The sequence below is a fragment of the Steroidobacter sp. genome (genome assembly GCF_016790065.1).
GTDB lineage: Bacteria > Pseudomonadota > Gammaproteobacteria > Steroidobacterales > Steroidobacteraceae > Steroidobacter.
The window spans coordinates 1-13,939 of record NZ_JAEUPY010000689.1; the positions used below are offsets into that span (position 1 = coordinate 1).

Annotated in this window: 10 protein-coding genes; 1 reads left to right on the forward strand and 9 read right to left on the reverse strand. The window is 62.4% G+C overall.

Features of this window, described 5'->3' with window-relative positions; translation table 11 throughout:
• The 3 genes from mutY to JNL55_RS28435 form a co-directional block, all read right to left on the reverse strand.
• On the reverse strand, positions 1-1,035 hold a 1,035-nt coding region (gene mutY, locus JNL55_RS28425; protein WP_293862653.1), incomplete at its 3' end, for an A/G-specific adenine glycosylase.
• A 43-nt stretch (positions 1,036-1,078) separates the two neighbouring features.
• Positions 1,079-1,669, reverse strand: coding sequence for a hypothetical protein (locus JNL55_RS28430; RefSeq protein WP_293862655.1), 591 nt, complete (start codon positions 1,667-1,669; stop codon positions 1,079-1,081).
• A gap of 52 nt (positions 1,670-1,721) precedes the next feature.
• Complete coding sequence (locus JNL55_RS28435; protein WP_293862657.1) at positions 1,722-3,905, reverse strand: AsmA family protein; 2,184 nt, start codon at positions 3,903-3,905, stop codon at positions 1,722-1,724.
• 216 nt (positions 3,906-4,121) lie between these two features.
• Between JNL55_RS28435 and JNL55_RS28440 the strand changes: the two genes are divergently transcribed.
• Positions 4,122-7,787, forward strand: coding sequence for a PAS domain-containing protein (locus JNL55_RS28440; protein ID WP_293862659.1), 3,666 nt, complete (start codon positions 4,122-4,124; stop codon positions 7,785-7,787).
• Positions 7,788-7,818: 31 nt separating this feature from the next.
• Here the strand turns inward: JNL55_RS28440 and JNL55_RS28445 are convergent, their stop codons facing one another.
• From JNL55_RS28445 to JNL55_RS28470, 6 genes are all read right to left on the reverse strand, one after another.
• Positions 7,819-8,772: a diguanylate cyclase gene (locus JNL55_RS28445; RefSeq protein WP_293862661.1), complete on the reverse strand. Its 954-nt coding sequence runs from the start codon at positions 8,770-8,772 to the stop codon at positions 7,819-7,821.
• Positions 8,773-8,846: 74 nt separating this feature from the next.
• On the reverse strand, positions 8,847-9,746 hold the full coding sequence (locus JNL55_RS28450) for a DUF4097 family beta strand repeat-containing protein (RefSeq protein WP_293862663.1): 900 nt from the start codon (positions 9,744-9,746) through the stop codon (positions 8,847-8,849).
• Positions 9,743-10,348, reverse strand: coding sequence for a hypothetical protein (locus tag JNL55_RS28455; protein ID WP_293862665.1), 606 nt, complete (start codon positions 10,346-10,348; stop codon positions 9,743-9,745). The genes JNL55_RS28450 and JNL55_RS28455 overlap by 4 nt, the downstream gene beginning before the upstream one ends.
• The gene (locus JNL55_RS28460) at positions 10,341-10,952 is read right to left on the reverse strand and encodes an RNA polymerase sigma factor (protein WP_293862667.1); all 612 of its coding nucleotides are present in this window, start codon (positions 10,950-10,952) and stop codon (positions 10,341-10,343) included. The genes JNL55_RS28455 and JNL55_RS28460 overlap by 8 nt, the downstream gene beginning before the upstream one ends.
• A 90-nt stretch (positions 10,953-11,042) precedes the next feature.
• Positions 11,043-12,239, reverse strand: coding sequence for an EAL domain-containing protein (locus tag JNL55_RS28465; protein ID WP_293862669.1), 1,197 nt, complete (start codon positions 12,237-12,239; stop codon positions 11,043-11,045).
• Positions 12,208-13,939: PAS domain-containing sensor histidine kinase (locus JNL55_RS28470; RefSeq protein WP_293862671.1), on the reverse strand; the 1,732-nt coding region annotated here is incomplete at its 5' end. The genes JNL55_RS28465 and JNL55_RS28470, both read right to left, overlap by 32 nt.

Below are 13,939 nucleotides of genomic sequence, written 5' to 3' on the forward strand. Positions count from 1 at the left end.
CGACCGCTCGCGTGCGTCGCGAACCAGAATGGGCTGTAAGTTGAGATCGAAGTGCGTGAATGAATGTGAGTACGTCGGCAACGCCTGCGTCGTCAGCGACCCATCGCCGGTGTGCTGTTCCATCCACGTCAACGCAGCTTCGCGCTCATCGAACTGCGGAAACGTCCACAGACCGCCCCAAATGCCCACCGGCGGCCGACGCTCCAACAGCACCGCACCGTCCGCTCGTCGCAGAATGGCTGCGTAGGCCGTGCGCCCGGGACGTTCTTTGCGAGGTTTCGGCGTCGGCAACACCGCCTGCATTCCTTCGCGTCGCGCAACACACCGCTCCTGCATGGGACAAACCGCACACAGCGGGCGTGAGCGAACGCAGACCGTCGCCCCCAGATCCATGATGGCTTGCGTGTAGTGAGCGACCCGTTGCGCAGGCGTGCACGCGTCAGCGATGGACCACAACTCACGTTCCACCGCAGTCTCGCCAGGAAAGCCGTGAATGCCGAAGCAACGAGTCAGCACTCGTTTCACGTTGCCATCCAGAATGGGATGACGCTGCGCTTTGGAGATCGCCAGGATGGCGCCCGCCGTCGAGCGACCGATGCCGGGCAATGCCTGCACGGCTTCGATGCTGTCCGGAAACTCGCCGCCGTGTTCGGCAACGATGGTTCGCGCCGCCTTCAAAAGATTGCGCGCTCTGGCGTAGTAGCCGAGTCCCGTCCACAGATGCAGCACTTCATCGTCGGCCGCCGCCGCAAGCGCACGCACGTCCGGAAAGCGCTGCATGAAGCGCTCGTAATAGGGAATGACCGTGGCCACTTGCGTCTGTTGCAACATGATCTCGGAGATCCAGACCCGATACGACGTGATCTGTTGTTGCCAAGGCAAATGCTTGCGGCCGTGGCCGTCGAACCAAGTCAGCAAGGCGCTGGCGAACTGTTCGCCGGTGAATCGGTCGGCAGGCGCGCTGGACGCTTCGGTGAGCGTCAATTGGTTCTTGATCGGGTCAGGCTTGGAACTGCGGGGAGCGGCGGCTGGCATGGGGCGACATGATGCCATGATCAGACGAACTGACGGAGCCGAATCAGGGCGGTGCGGGCTCCGTGTCACGCGCCTTTTGCTCGACGCTCATGAACAACTCGCGTGTCTCGGACTCGAGCATCTTCAGCAGCATGCGCCGCCCGCCCATCGGCGGCACCCAGAAGCCGGGAACCACATCGGTGACGTATCGGACGCGGGTCGAACCATGATGTGCCGAAGTCAGCTCGCTGCGAGTCTCGCTGAATTTCACATCGCTGCGTTCCGGATCGGCCACCGCCAGCAACACATGCTTGGATTCCTGCACCGTCTCGACCCGAGTGACGTTGCGACAGAACCAGCCGAAACAAACTTCGACCGTGGTCTCCAAGGTCACCTGGTCCGGCGCCGGGCGCTCCAGGATGTTGGAACTCAAGATGCGCGCATTGAGCGACGGATAGTCGGGGTAGTTACGCAACACCTCATCGACACGTTCGATGGGCGCATCCAAGGTTACGATCAACTCGTAGTGAAAATGCTTGTCGGCGTAACGCGCTTCGCTGTGCTCGATGGTGAAAGCGTGCGCGGCCGGCGCCGAGACCCACAGCGCCACCGCGGCTGAAACATAGTGCGTCCATTTCGACATCGCTGCGGTCATGCTTCCTTAGTCGCCCGCAGCGTCGCTTTGGTTTCGAGGTCGCGCAGAAAAATCAGCGCTTGAACAAATCCTTGAGCTTGTCGTTGAGCTTTTCTTTCAATTTTTCCTCGACCTTGTCTTTTTCCTTGTCGACCCGTTGCTTGACCTCGTTCTTGAGGTAGCCCTCCAGATCCGGACGCACTTTGGGATCGTCGAGCTTGCCGGTGATCTTCACCGGAATCTCGGCATCGACCAGGTCTTGGACCTGCGAGGTGTCAGCACCTTCGCGCGGAATCTTCATCACGGCGGCGACCACGCGATAGTCGAGCGTGCTGGCCGGCACATCCACCGTGCCCTGACCGGTGACCTTCAGATACTGCATGGCCACGTTCAGATCGTTGTTGGATAACACGCCATTCTTCATGGTGCCGGTGCCGGTCAGCGCCGTGAACGGCGTGCGCACCGGGACGCTGCGTTCCGGGACGGCCTGTTGTTTCAACACGGCGCGAGCGCGGCGAATTTCATACCAGAGATCTGCGCCTTCCAGCGCACCGTCGGCCACTTTGAAATCCAGCGTGCCGGTCAGCGTCTTCATGATGTCGTCGCTGTTCTTACCCGAGCCGGCCAACTTGAAATTGGCGCTGCCCTTGCCGGAGACGCGCTCGGTCTCGAAAAAGTCTTTGAACAGCGGCGCGAAGTTCACGCCGCTGATGTGCTCGTCCAGCGTCACTTTGGCGACGTTGCTGGTGGCGTCGATGCCGATGTCGCCGCTGTAGTTGCCGCCGTACATCGAGGCTTCCGACGGATTGAAGCGCACCTTGCCGTCACGCGCGTTCACTCCCAGTCGCAGCTTGGTGAACTTGATACCGGCGAAGATGGCTTCGCCGACTTGCAACTGACCGCGAGCATTCAACGTGCGCAATGTTTCCACCGGAATCGGCGTCGGCGGTTCCTCCGCGGTGGGCTTGGCCGGCTGTTCGGTCGGCGGCGGCAAATAACGATCGGCATTGATGCGATCGACGTTCAGATCGAAGCGCAACGCTTTGGCATCGAAGTCGGCCACGCCGAGCATGCCTTTGGCCGTCGTGTCATCCAGCTGTAGCACGATGTTGCCGACTTCGGCCGACTTCTTGGTCGCCGCCAGCGTGCCGGAGAAGCTGAGTTTCTCGAACACTTTCGGATCCGTGGTCGCAGGCAGCGCGACGCCGAGCTTGGGCGCCCACTCGCGCAACGACACCTGCTCGAGTTTCAGCGGACCGGTCAGCGCCGGTGCATCCAGAATTTCCTTGCCGGTGAGCGAGCCGGTGAGATGGCCGCCGGCCAGATCCACATCGAGACCCGCCAGCTCCAGCGTCTGCGCGGCGAGGTTGGCGTTGAAGTCCTTGGCTTGCAGCGTCACCGGCACGCCGGCGGCCGGAAAGCCTTCGCCCTTCCAAGTCGTTTTCACATTCAGTGCTTCGAGCCGATACAGCTCCTTGGCCACATCGGCGGTCAGCGCCTCGGCGCGAATCGCGACGGGAATACCTTCCTTCGGATAACCCTGGCCGGTGAGCGTCACATCGATTTCGGGTTTGGCCAGCCGATGCGCGTTCGCCGCCAGATCCGCGGTCACTGTGGTCTTGAGCTTCACCTTGGCCGACAGCGACGGTTCTTCATCCAGCACGAAGTCGGTGCTCAGATCGAACGGCTCACCGGAGGCCAGGCGGCCGGTCTTGAGATTGAAATCGCGCACCACGCGCCGGGTTTTGTCCTGACGGTTCTCGATGGTGACCGCGGCGTCCTCGATTTCCAGGCCGGCCACCGTGGGCACTTCCATGGACGGCTCGCCCTCGGGTGTGGCCGGCGTTGCTTCCTGCTGCTCGCCCAGATCGGCCCAGTTGTTCCGGCCCTGCTCATCGGTGATCAGCCGAACGCGCGCGCCGGCCAGGCGGACATCGCCGACCTCGATCTTGCCTTTGATCAGGGGCAGTAACCGCACCCCGACCCGGGCTTCCTGAATGGACAAGAACGGCTCATCGCCGAAACCGGGCGCCTCGCCCAGGCTGGCCGGACCCGCCTTGAGGGCCAGCCACGGGAAGAGGGTCAGGTGCAGATCGCCACTAAGCGTGAGCTGGCGGCCGGTCTTGCTCTCCACCATGCGCTCGATGTCGTCGCGATAATCGTTGGGGTCGACGAACAGCACCACGGCCAGTAGCGCCACCACGATCAGCGCGACGATGCTGCCGACGACGATTCCGGCGATTTTCAGTGCCCGCATGGTCCATCCTCGATTCGGTCGAGTGTGAGCGATTTCACACCTCGACGGATTCTAACAGCCAGGAATTGGCACCAGGTCACAGCTGCCTGGCTGCGCCCTGGCGCTGCAGCTAAGGCCATCCCTGAAAATCCGATGGGCAGGGCAGCCTTCCTTGTTCGCTGCCGATACAGCTGGTGTTGTGCCGTCCGTGCTCCAGGCACTTTGACTCGTAATTTCATGGTTCAGTTCGATGTGACGCATTTGGCCAGCATTGCGCTCGGCGCCCTATTGGGTGCCGGGGCGCTCTGGGCATTGCATCGACTGCGCGGCCGTCAGCCCGACTCCAAAGGCCAGGAAGACGCGCTGCGCGCCGAATTGAAGCTGGCCACCGAAATCGCCGGCATCGGCGTCTGGCGGCTGGACGTCGCGACTCGCCGGGTCACCTGCGACGCCACCCTGCAACGCCTGTTGGGCAGCGAGGCTGTGATCCCTGACGGGCTGATGCCGGTGCTGCCTGAAGACCGCGAGCGCACGCGTAAAGGCATCGACGACGCGGTTCACAGCCCGGAACGCGGCGGCTCGCTGCGGACCCGGATCGTGCGCCCGGACGGCCAGGTGCGGCACATCCAGACCCATTTCCGCCGGGTGTTCGAAGCCACGCGGGAGCATCCGGCCGGCGAGTTGATCGGCGTCAGCCGCGACATCACCGAAGAAGTCGAACAGGCCAATCGGCAACGAGTGCTGGCCGACCGCCTCAACATCGCCACCGAAGCGGCCCGCATCAGCTGCTGGGAAGTGAACACCAAGGAACGTCGTTTCGCCTGGATCGAAAATCCCCTCAGCGAAATTTACGGCGAGCCGCCCGAGCTGTCGCTGGATGCTCATATCCAACGAATGCATCCGGAAGATCGAATCGCCACCGAGGCGCGGCTGATTCAAGCGCGCGACAGCGGCGAGGAACGTCTTTCCTATCGTTATCGAATTTACGGGCACAACGGGCGACTGTTACACATACAGACCCACGCGCGTCTGTTCCGTTGCCAGAGCGGCTATTTGCAACTGCTCGGCGTGTCCTGGGAAGTCACCAAGGAAATCGAAGCGGCCGACCGTTTACAACAGCAGGCCCAGCAGCTGCGCGACGTGGAGCGGCGGCTGGAGCGCGCTTCGTTGTCCAGCTCGGAAGGTCACTGGGAAAAAGATCTGCTGCAAACGCGGATGTGGTTCTCGTCCAGCTATCACGCATTGCTGGGCTTCGAGGATGGCGAGCTGAGCAGCGATCCGGCCGAAGCCGCAGAGCGCGTGCATCCGGACGATCTCGCCGCTGGCCGCGCCGAACTGCAACGACACGTCGAAGAAGGCCGACCGTTCGACACGTTCCTACGGCTGCGCATGAAGAGCGGCGAGTATCGCTGGTTCCGTCATCGCGGCATGGCCGAACGCGACGAGCACGGCCTGGCACGATTGATCGCCGGTTCCATCCAGGACGCGCACGAACAGAAGTTGGCCGAGGACGCGCTCAGACATACTCAGCAACGGTTGGAACGTGCCATCCAAGGCACGCAGGACGGTCTGTGGGAAATGGACGGTGACGGTTCGTCCTGGCATTCGCCGCGCGTCGCTGAGTTGTTGGGTTACGAGTCGGAGCAGTTGCCCACCGGCACCAATTTCCTCAAAGAATTCTTACATCCAGAAGATGCCGCTGCGGTTGCCCATGCAACGCGTGTGCATTTCCAGGATCGCTTGCCGTACGACGTCGAGATTCGTTTGCGCACTCGAAGCGGCGACTATCGTTGGTATCGAGCCCGCGCGACTGCCGAGCGCGATGCGCAGGGTCGGCCATTACGTTTGTCCGGTTCGTTGCAGGATGTGACCGAAGCTCGCGCGGCGCGCGAAGCGTTGTTGAGCGCCACCGAAGCGGCCGAAAGCGCCAACCAGGCCAAGAGCGAATTCCTGGCCAACGTCAGCCACGAAATTCGCACCCCGATGAACGGCATCATCGGCATGACCGGCCTGTTGATGGAAAGCGCGCTGAACCGCACCCAGCGCGACTACGCCGAAACCATTCGTTCCAGCGCCGATTCGTTGTTGATCGTGATCAACGACATCCTGGATTTTTCCAAGATCGAAGCCGGCAAGCTGGACATCGAAGCGCTCGAGCTGGATCTGCGCAACACCGTGGAAGAAGTCGCGGTGATGCTGGCATTCCAGGCGGCCGCCAAGAATCTGGAACTGGTGGTGCACATTCATCCGGACGTACCGGACCGGGTGGTGGGCGATCCGCAGCGCATCCGCCAATGTTTGATCAACCTGGTCAGCAACGCCATCAAGTTCACGCGCGAAGGCGAGATCGTCATCGAAGTGAGCAGTTACGACGTTGGCGACGGCCGGCGTCGTTGCCGTTTCGAAGTGCGCGACACCGGCATCGGCATCGCACCCGGCACGCTCCAGAACTTGTTCCAACCGTTCGTGCAGGCGGACTCTTCGACCACGCGTCACTTCGGCGGCACCGGCCTGGGCCTGTCCATCGTGCGTCGTTTGGTACAGATGATGGGCGGCGAAGTCGGTGCGCTCAGCGAGCTCAACAAGGGTTCGCGCTTCTGGTTCAACTTGCCGCTGCCGTCGGCGCCGCAAGCCATACCCACACCGGTCGCGTCTACCGATCATTCTCGCCAAGGCCGCCGCGTGCTGGTGGTGGACGACAACGAAACCAATCGTCGCGTGCTGGCCGGTCAGCTGATGCACGCCGGCTTCGAAGTGAGCCTGGCAGGCGGCGGTATCGAAGCCATGAGTTTGTTACATACCGCGGCGGTCGACGGTCAACCGTTCGACGTGGTGCTCGCTGACCATCGGATGCACGACATGGACGGCGCGACCTTGGGTGAGCGCGTCAACGCCGATGCGCGGCTCTCTCATGCGCGGCTGGTGATGCTCACCTCCGTGGACGGTCACGGCGACATTCAATTGTTTGCATCGTTGGGCTTCGCGGCTTATCTCACCAAGCCGGTGCGCACGCGCGAGCTGCTCGAATGTTTGGATCGCGTGTTGGCACACGATTCCAAGACATGGCACATGAAGAGCCAGCCCATCGTCACGCGCAATACGCTCGGCACTCAAGTGGCCGATACCTATCGCGGTACCGTGCTGTTGGTGGAAGACAATGCGGTCAATCAAAAGGTCGCGGTGCGCTTCCTGGAACGCATGGGTTGCACGGTGCGCGTCGCGGACAACGGCGTCGAAGCGGTGCGTGCCTGCGAAGAAACCACTTTCGATTTGATCTTGATGGACCTGCAGATGCCGGTGATGGACGGCCTCACCGCCACCATGCGCATTCGTGAGCGCGAGACCGGCGATGGCCGAGCCAACGCACCGATCGTCGCTTTGACCGCCAACGCCATGACCAGCCAGCTGGAACGCTGCATGGAAGCTGGCATGAATGCCTTCCTAACCAAGCCGCTGGAAATTCCACGGCTACACGAAGTGCTGACCCGGTTCGGCCTGCGTGTCACGCTCGAAGACACCGTGATGACCCAAGCTACTGCCGACCACAACGTGCCCGTGAACCTGTCCCGTCTCAATGAGCTGACCGACGGCGATCCGGAATTCACCCGTGAATTGGTGGCGACTTTCATCGCCAGCGGCGAGCAGGCCATGGACGAGGCACGCGCTTCGTTGGCTGCTCTGGATCGTCACAACTTGAGCCGGATCGCACACAAGCTCAAAGGCGCCAGCGCCAACATCCACGCCGAGCCGCTGCGGAACTTGTCGCACACCTTGGAAGCGCAGGCGTCGAGCCTCGATCAGCAGCGACTGGCCGAGCTGGTCAGCCAGCTGGCCGTGGAATTGGAGCGAGCCAAGGACTTCTTGAATCAGTACGCGCCGCCGCTGACCGCGAAGGCCGGCTGACGGGCCCCAGTCCGACCTTCAGGCCGAAGCGTCAGTCCAAACTTTCTACAGCGATCCGATTCCGGCCAGCGGCCTTGCTGGCATAGACGCCGGCATCACAGCGCGCCATCAACGTATCGAGCGTTGCACCCTGCGGGACTTTGTCCCGCCAGCCGGATACGCCGAAGCTGGCCGACACGGTAAATTCCTGCTCGCCGTTACGGAACGGCTGCTCGGCAATATGTTTGCGCAAGTGCTCGGCAGCGGTGGCAGCGTTGCCGACATTGGTCTCCGGCAACACGATCACGAACTCTTCGCCGCCATAACGGGCGATCCAATCGCTGGTACGCACGCCGGTCTTGAGCGCGTTACCGAACCAGCGCAACACCTCGTCGCCGGTCAGGTGGCCATGGGTATCGTTGATGCGCTTGAAGAAATCCACATCGCACATGATGGCGGCCAGCTGCCGGCCATAACGGGCCGCGCGATCGATTTCCCGGGGCAATTGTTCCATCAGGAAACGGCGGTTGTGAACGCCGGTCAACGGGTCGGTAATCGACAGCCGCCGATTCTCTTCGTTGGCAGCGCGTAGCGAGCGTTCCAATGTGACGATGCGCCGGCCGGTATTGAGCCGCGCAATCAATTCCGGTTCCACCACCGGCTTGATCAGATAGTCATCGGCGCCGGATTGCAGGCCCGCCACCAGATGCTCGATGGCATCGCGCGAGGTCAGCAGGATGGTATAGGTGTAGCCGCGCTCCTTGGAGCGCAGCGCCCGGCACAGGGCCACGCCGTCCATTTCCGGCATTTCCCAGTCGGTAATCATCAGCGGAAAGTCGCCTTGGTCCAGCTTGGCGAGCGCTTCGCGGCCGTTGGCCGCCATCTCCACCTCGTAGCCGTTGCGCTTCAACAGCCGAGCCATGATCAAACGCTGCGTCGGCTCGTCGTCGACCAGCAGAATGCGCCAGGCAGGTTGTGCGGCAGGATCGGATGGGATTTCGGACATCGGCGCGGATCGTAACCGGTGCCGCGTTCCGCCGCCAAGTGATACGCCTCAACGTTGCGCAAACATCTGCAGGGTTAACGCTGACAAAGTGTCACACCGCCATTGAGCGTCTTGATATGCACGTTACCCTCGCCCGCACCCTGCGTGAAACGCAGCTCGTTGCCCGGGCCGTACTCACGGCTACGACGCGGCTTGGGCCCGAAGCAGTTATCGATGTCGCCATTGAACGTTTCAATATCGAACTCGGCGTTGAGCTCGCCGCGCAGAGTGAACTGCAGATCGCCGTTGATGGCCTCGGCTTCCAGGCGCGCCTTGTCGGCGAGCGCGGTGGTCAGATGCAAATCGCCGTTGGTGGTCTTGATCCGGCCACGCTCCAGCCGCTCGGCGCTCACCACCATGTCGCCGGACACAGTGTTCAAGTCCAATTCCGGGCCGGCCTTGCTGATATCGATGTCGCCGCTGATGCTGGTGGCGCGCACCAGCCCCTTGCCGTCGCCGCGCGCCACGATGTTGCCGCTGACCGTTTTCAGCTCCAGCTCACCCGGGCCGAACTCGGTGTCGATGTCGCCGCTGACCGCCTGCAGGCGCTGCATGCCGCGGACGCCGCCGATTCTTTGATCGGCGCTGACGGTTTTGACGATCAAGCCACTGTCACGCGGCACTTTGATGATCAGGTCGCTGGCGCCGGACGAGCCGCCCATCTTCGGCAACACCACCTTGATGTAGGTGCGCGTGCCGTCACGGTCGAAATCCAGGCGCTCGACGCTTTTGCCCAGATCGGCTTTGACCTGCACCTCGGCGCGGTCCCAGCCGGAGACTTCGACCGAGCCGGCGACGTTGACGATTTCCACTTCGCCGCGCGCATCGGCCGGCTGAGTTTTGGAAACTTCTTCGGCGCCGGCATGCGGGGCTGCCATCGTCAGCAAAGCCATCGACAGGACGGCCGGCAGAGCCGCTGACACAGGGGCGTTCATAGATCGGTCCTCACGGCGGTGTTAACCGGCACTTCGCTAACGTCGGCGAGCAGCTGCAGTTCGCGCTGATAGGTGGACAGCAACAGATCCTGCAGCAGCGGATCCGAGGGGTGTTCGGCCAAGGTGTTGGAAATCTCGGTGGCGGCATGGCGCAGGTCGGCGAGATTGCGTTCCAGCTTGGCGCGCGTCGACGGCGGCAAGGTCTTCATGCGTTCCTCGAAGCTCTTGTCCAGCTCCGAGCGAGCCTTGAGATAGTCGGCGCCCAGCGCTTCGGTGCCGAAGCTCACCGGCATGGCATTCAATGGCGCGACCGCGGTCGGCAGTTGCTGTTGTTGTGGAGCGACCTGCACGGCGGCGTCTTTCTGCATGGACTGCCGTGTAATGACGAATGTAGTGAGCGATGTCGCGAGCACCAGAAGCAACCCCGCGGCCAATTGAAACCAGCGGGACGCTGCGAAATGCACGACCGGTGCAGTGTCGGTGACGATGGGCGTCTTGGTGATTTCCGCCTGAATGCCAGACCACAGATCGCGCTCCGGCGGCACGTCACGAGGCACCGACGCCAGCAGCTGACTCAACGGATCGTTCGGTTGGTTACTCATCGTCCGCCTCCGCTGTCAGGCCCATGCGCTCGCGTAACAAGCGTCGGCCGCGATGCAATTGCGCCTTGCAGGTTCCGACCGCGATGCCGAGCATGTCGGCAACTTCTTCGTGGCTGTAACCGTACACAGCCTGCAATACCACCACGTGACGCGAACCTTCCGGCAAGGTCGACAGCGCGCGCTCCACGTCCATCACTTCGCCGGCGTCATATTCTTTGGAACCCTCGCCAGGCTCGGCGATGGCATGCTCGATGGCGTCCTCGTTGGATTCGAAGCGCGTGCCGTGATTGCGACCATGGCTCAGCACTTCATTGACTGCGATTCGATGCAGCCAGGTGCCGAAAGCGCTGCGGCCTTCGAAGGCCTGCAGGCTGCGCCACGCTCTGATGAATGTCTGTTGCACGCAATCCTCCGCCACGTCCCGTCGCCGCGTCATCCGCAGGCACAGGCCCATCACCTTGCCGCTGTGGGCGCGATACAGCCGCTCGAAAGCGCGCGTATCGCCGCCTCGGGCAGCCGTTACCAGGCTCGCGTCGGAGAGCTGAGGGTCCACCGCCTTGGACTGAGCCAAGGTGGCGTCGTTGGCGCCAGCGCCGTATTGCAAGTTCCGCCCTCTACTCCGTTGCCGCTTTGTAGTCGTTCCGCCTTGTTGAGATAGATGCGGCGCCGGCGGGGAAGGTTTAAGCGGGGCCGGCTAAGTTTGCTTGCTATTCCATTCGCGGACGGCAATTTCCAGGGCGGTGCCGGCCATGGGACGGCCGATGAAATAGCCCTGGGCGCGGTCGCAGCCGACGTTGTCGAGGAAGTCCAGGACCTCCTGGGATTCGACGCCCTCGGCGCAGGCCGTCAGGCGCAGCTTGTGCGCCAGCAGGATCATGGTCTCCACCATGGTCCGGGCGTCCTCGTGAGCGAACACGTCGCGCACGAACGAGGTGTCGATCTTGAGTTCGCTGAACGGCATCAGGTACAGCTGTTTCAGCGACGAGTAGCCGGTGCCGAAGTCGTCGATGGACAGGCCGAAGTTTTTCACCCGCATGCGGGTCAGCACGTCCATGGTGGTGCCCGGATCGAACATGGCCGCGCTCTCGGTCACTTCGAAAATGATGCGGCGGGCATCAGCGCCGACCTGCGTGGCCATGCGCGCAACTTGATCGGGGAAGGCCAGGTCGTTCAACAACTGCGGCGACAGATTGATGGCCACCGACAGCTGCAAGCCGACCGCATCCCAAGCCCGGCATTGGGACAACGCCGTCTCCAGCACTTGTTCGGTGAGGCGGCGGATCAGGCCGTTCTTTTCGGCGAGCGGAATGAAGCGCGCCGGCGATACGAAGCCCAAGGTCGGGTGATTCCAACGCGCCAAGGCCTCGACGCCTTCGACGATCCAACGATTGGGCGCGATGCGCGTCGCCTTGGGTTGGTAATGAACGATGATCTCGCGCTTATCGAGCGCCGCCGTCAAAGCCGCCGCGCTGATCGGCGCATCGCTGCGCAGACACTGACGCAAGGTCGCTTCGAGGTCGGCGAGCAAAATCGGTTTCTGCAGCGCGCCCAGCATCTGCAGGCCGTGCGCCTTGCCGATCTGCTGTGCCGTCGCCAGCACGCGTTGATCCATGCCGCTCGCCACCAGGATCTGTGCCTTGGTGCCGCGCTCGCCCAGATAACGCAATAGTTCGATGCCGTCGGCGCCAGGCATTTGCAGGTCCAGCACCACTACCGTCGGCTGAAACTCTTCCACCGCGGTCCGGAACGCTTCCGGATCGGTCACCCCTTTGGATTCGAAGCCCAGCCCGGCGGCCGCCTCCGAAATGAATTCGCAAAGGTCGGGCTGATCGTCGATGACCAGCAACTTATTGGAATACTCAGGCGACACGGGCCTCCCTATCGAGGACATGGCGAATCCGCATAGCCAGGTCTTCGTTGCGATAGGGTTTATGGATTACATCCGAGGACGTGAGTCCTGCGGTGCCGGCCAGCACGGCATTGTCGGCATAGCCGGTAGTAAACAACACGTCGATGTCGGGGCGCAGTTCGCGGGCGCGCTTGGCCAGCGCCGGCCCCAGCATGCCTCCGGGCATCATCACATCGGTAAACAACAAATCGATTCGCTCCGGTCCCGACAAAATTCGCACCGCCGCCGCGCCATTGGCCGCTGCCAACGCTCGATAGCCGAGTTGAGTCAACGCAGTCACGACGGTATCGCGCAGGTCAGCATCGTCCTCGACCACCAAGATAGTCTCGGTGCCGCCGGGTGCGGCACGCGTGACGATTGTATCCTCGCGATCGGATTGTTCCTCTTTCGAACGCGGCAGGAAGATGGACACCGTAGTGCCCACGCCGACCGTGCTTTCGATACTGGAAATACCGCCCGCCTGTTCAGCGAAGCTGTGCACCATGGCCAGGCCCAGGCCGCTGCCCTTGCCCGACTCTTTGGTGGTGAAGAACGGTTCGAACACGCGCTTCAGCACGTCTTCGTCCATGCCCACGCCATTGTCGTTGACACTGATGGACACGAAGTCGCCCGGCTCGATGGACGGATAGTTGCTACAGAACTTGGCATCCAGCGTGACGTTCTGAGTACGCACCGTGAGCCGACCGCCCTGAGGCATGGCGTCGCGCGCATTGATGGCGAGATTCAAAATCGCATTCTCGAACTGGCCCGGGTCGGCGCTGGTGTGCCACAGATCATGCGCCTGGATCATACGCACTTCGATGGATTCGCCAATGGTGCGCTGGACCAGCTCGCTCAAGCCGGACAGCTGACGATTCAAGTCGAGCACTGCCGGCGCCAGGATTTGCCGGCGCGCGAACGCCAACAAACGTCGTGTCAGATCAGCACCACGAGCAGCGGCGCGCATGGCGGTGTGAACTTTGCGTGCGAGCGTCGGCGTCTCGGCGACGCTGCGATCGAGCAACTGCAAGTTGCCGATGACCACGCCCAGCAAATTATTGAAGTCGTGCGCGATGCCGCCGGTGAGCTGACCGATGGCTTCCATCTTCTGCGCCTGCATCAGCCGCGCTTCCAGGCGCTTCTGCTCGGTGAGATCGTAAACGATGGAGAAGAAGCCCAGCACTTCGCCGGTCGGGCCGATCTGCGGCACGTAATGATTCTGCCATTCGCGATGGCGGCCGTTGCGCACGCCGTTCTGGATGACGTGCACGAACTTGCCGGCCATGACCTGCTTGATCAACGGCTCGACCTCGACGAACCGCTCATCGCCGAGGGCGTCGCGTAACGGCCGGCCGAGCACCGCGTCGGAAGGTTGGTCGAACCATTCCTCCAACGCCTTGTTCACATACGTGACCACCATGTTCGAGTTGACGTAGGTCACCGGCGTCGGCACGGCGTTCAACGTGAGTTCGAAGAAGTCGCGGGTCTCGCGCAGCTTGCGTTCGGCGCTAACCAGATCGGTGACGTCTTGGATCGTGCCATGCAAGCGCACGGTGTTACCGCCGCGCCGCTCGGCTTTGACGATGCTTCTCACCCATAGCTGCCGGCCGCGCGCACTGATCATTCGCAACAGCAGATCGGACGGCAAGCCGGCATCGAGCGCCATGCGCTCGGCGCCTTGCATCTTCAACCGGTCTTCGGGA

What these genes read in the sequence shown, in the direction of transcription:
- JNL55_RS28430 (WP_293862655.1), bottom strand. Translation starts at nt 1,669, where the DNA reads ATGACCGCAGCGATGTCGAAATGGACGCACTATGTTTCAGCCGCGGTG.
- JNL55_RS28435 (WP_293862657.1), bottom strand. Translation starts at nt 3,905, where the DNA reads ATGCGGGCACTGAAAATCGCCGGAATCGTCGTCGGCAGCATCGTCGCG.
- JNL55_RS28440 (WP_293862659.1), top strand. Translation starts at nt 4,122, where the DNA reads ATGGTTCAGTTCGATGTGACGCATTTGGCCAGCATTGCGCTCGGCGCC.
- JNL55_RS28445 (WP_293862661.1), bottom strand. Translation starts at nt 8,772, where the DNA reads ATGTCCGAAATCCCATCCGATCCTGCCGCACAACCTGCCTGGCGCATT.
- JNL55_RS28450 (WP_293862663.1), bottom strand. Translation starts at nt 9,746, where the DNA reads ATGAACGCCCCTGTGTCAGCGGCTCTGCCGGCCGTCCTGTCGATGGCT.
- JNL55_RS28455 (WP_293862665.1), bottom strand. Translation starts at nt 10,348, where the DNA reads ATGAGTAACCAACCGAACGATCCGTTGAGTCAGCTGCTGGCGTCGGTG.
- JNL55_RS28465 (WP_293862669.1), bottom strand. Translation starts at nt 12,239, where the DNA reads ATGTCCTCGATAGGGAGGCCCGTGTCGCCTGAGTATTCCAATAAGTTG.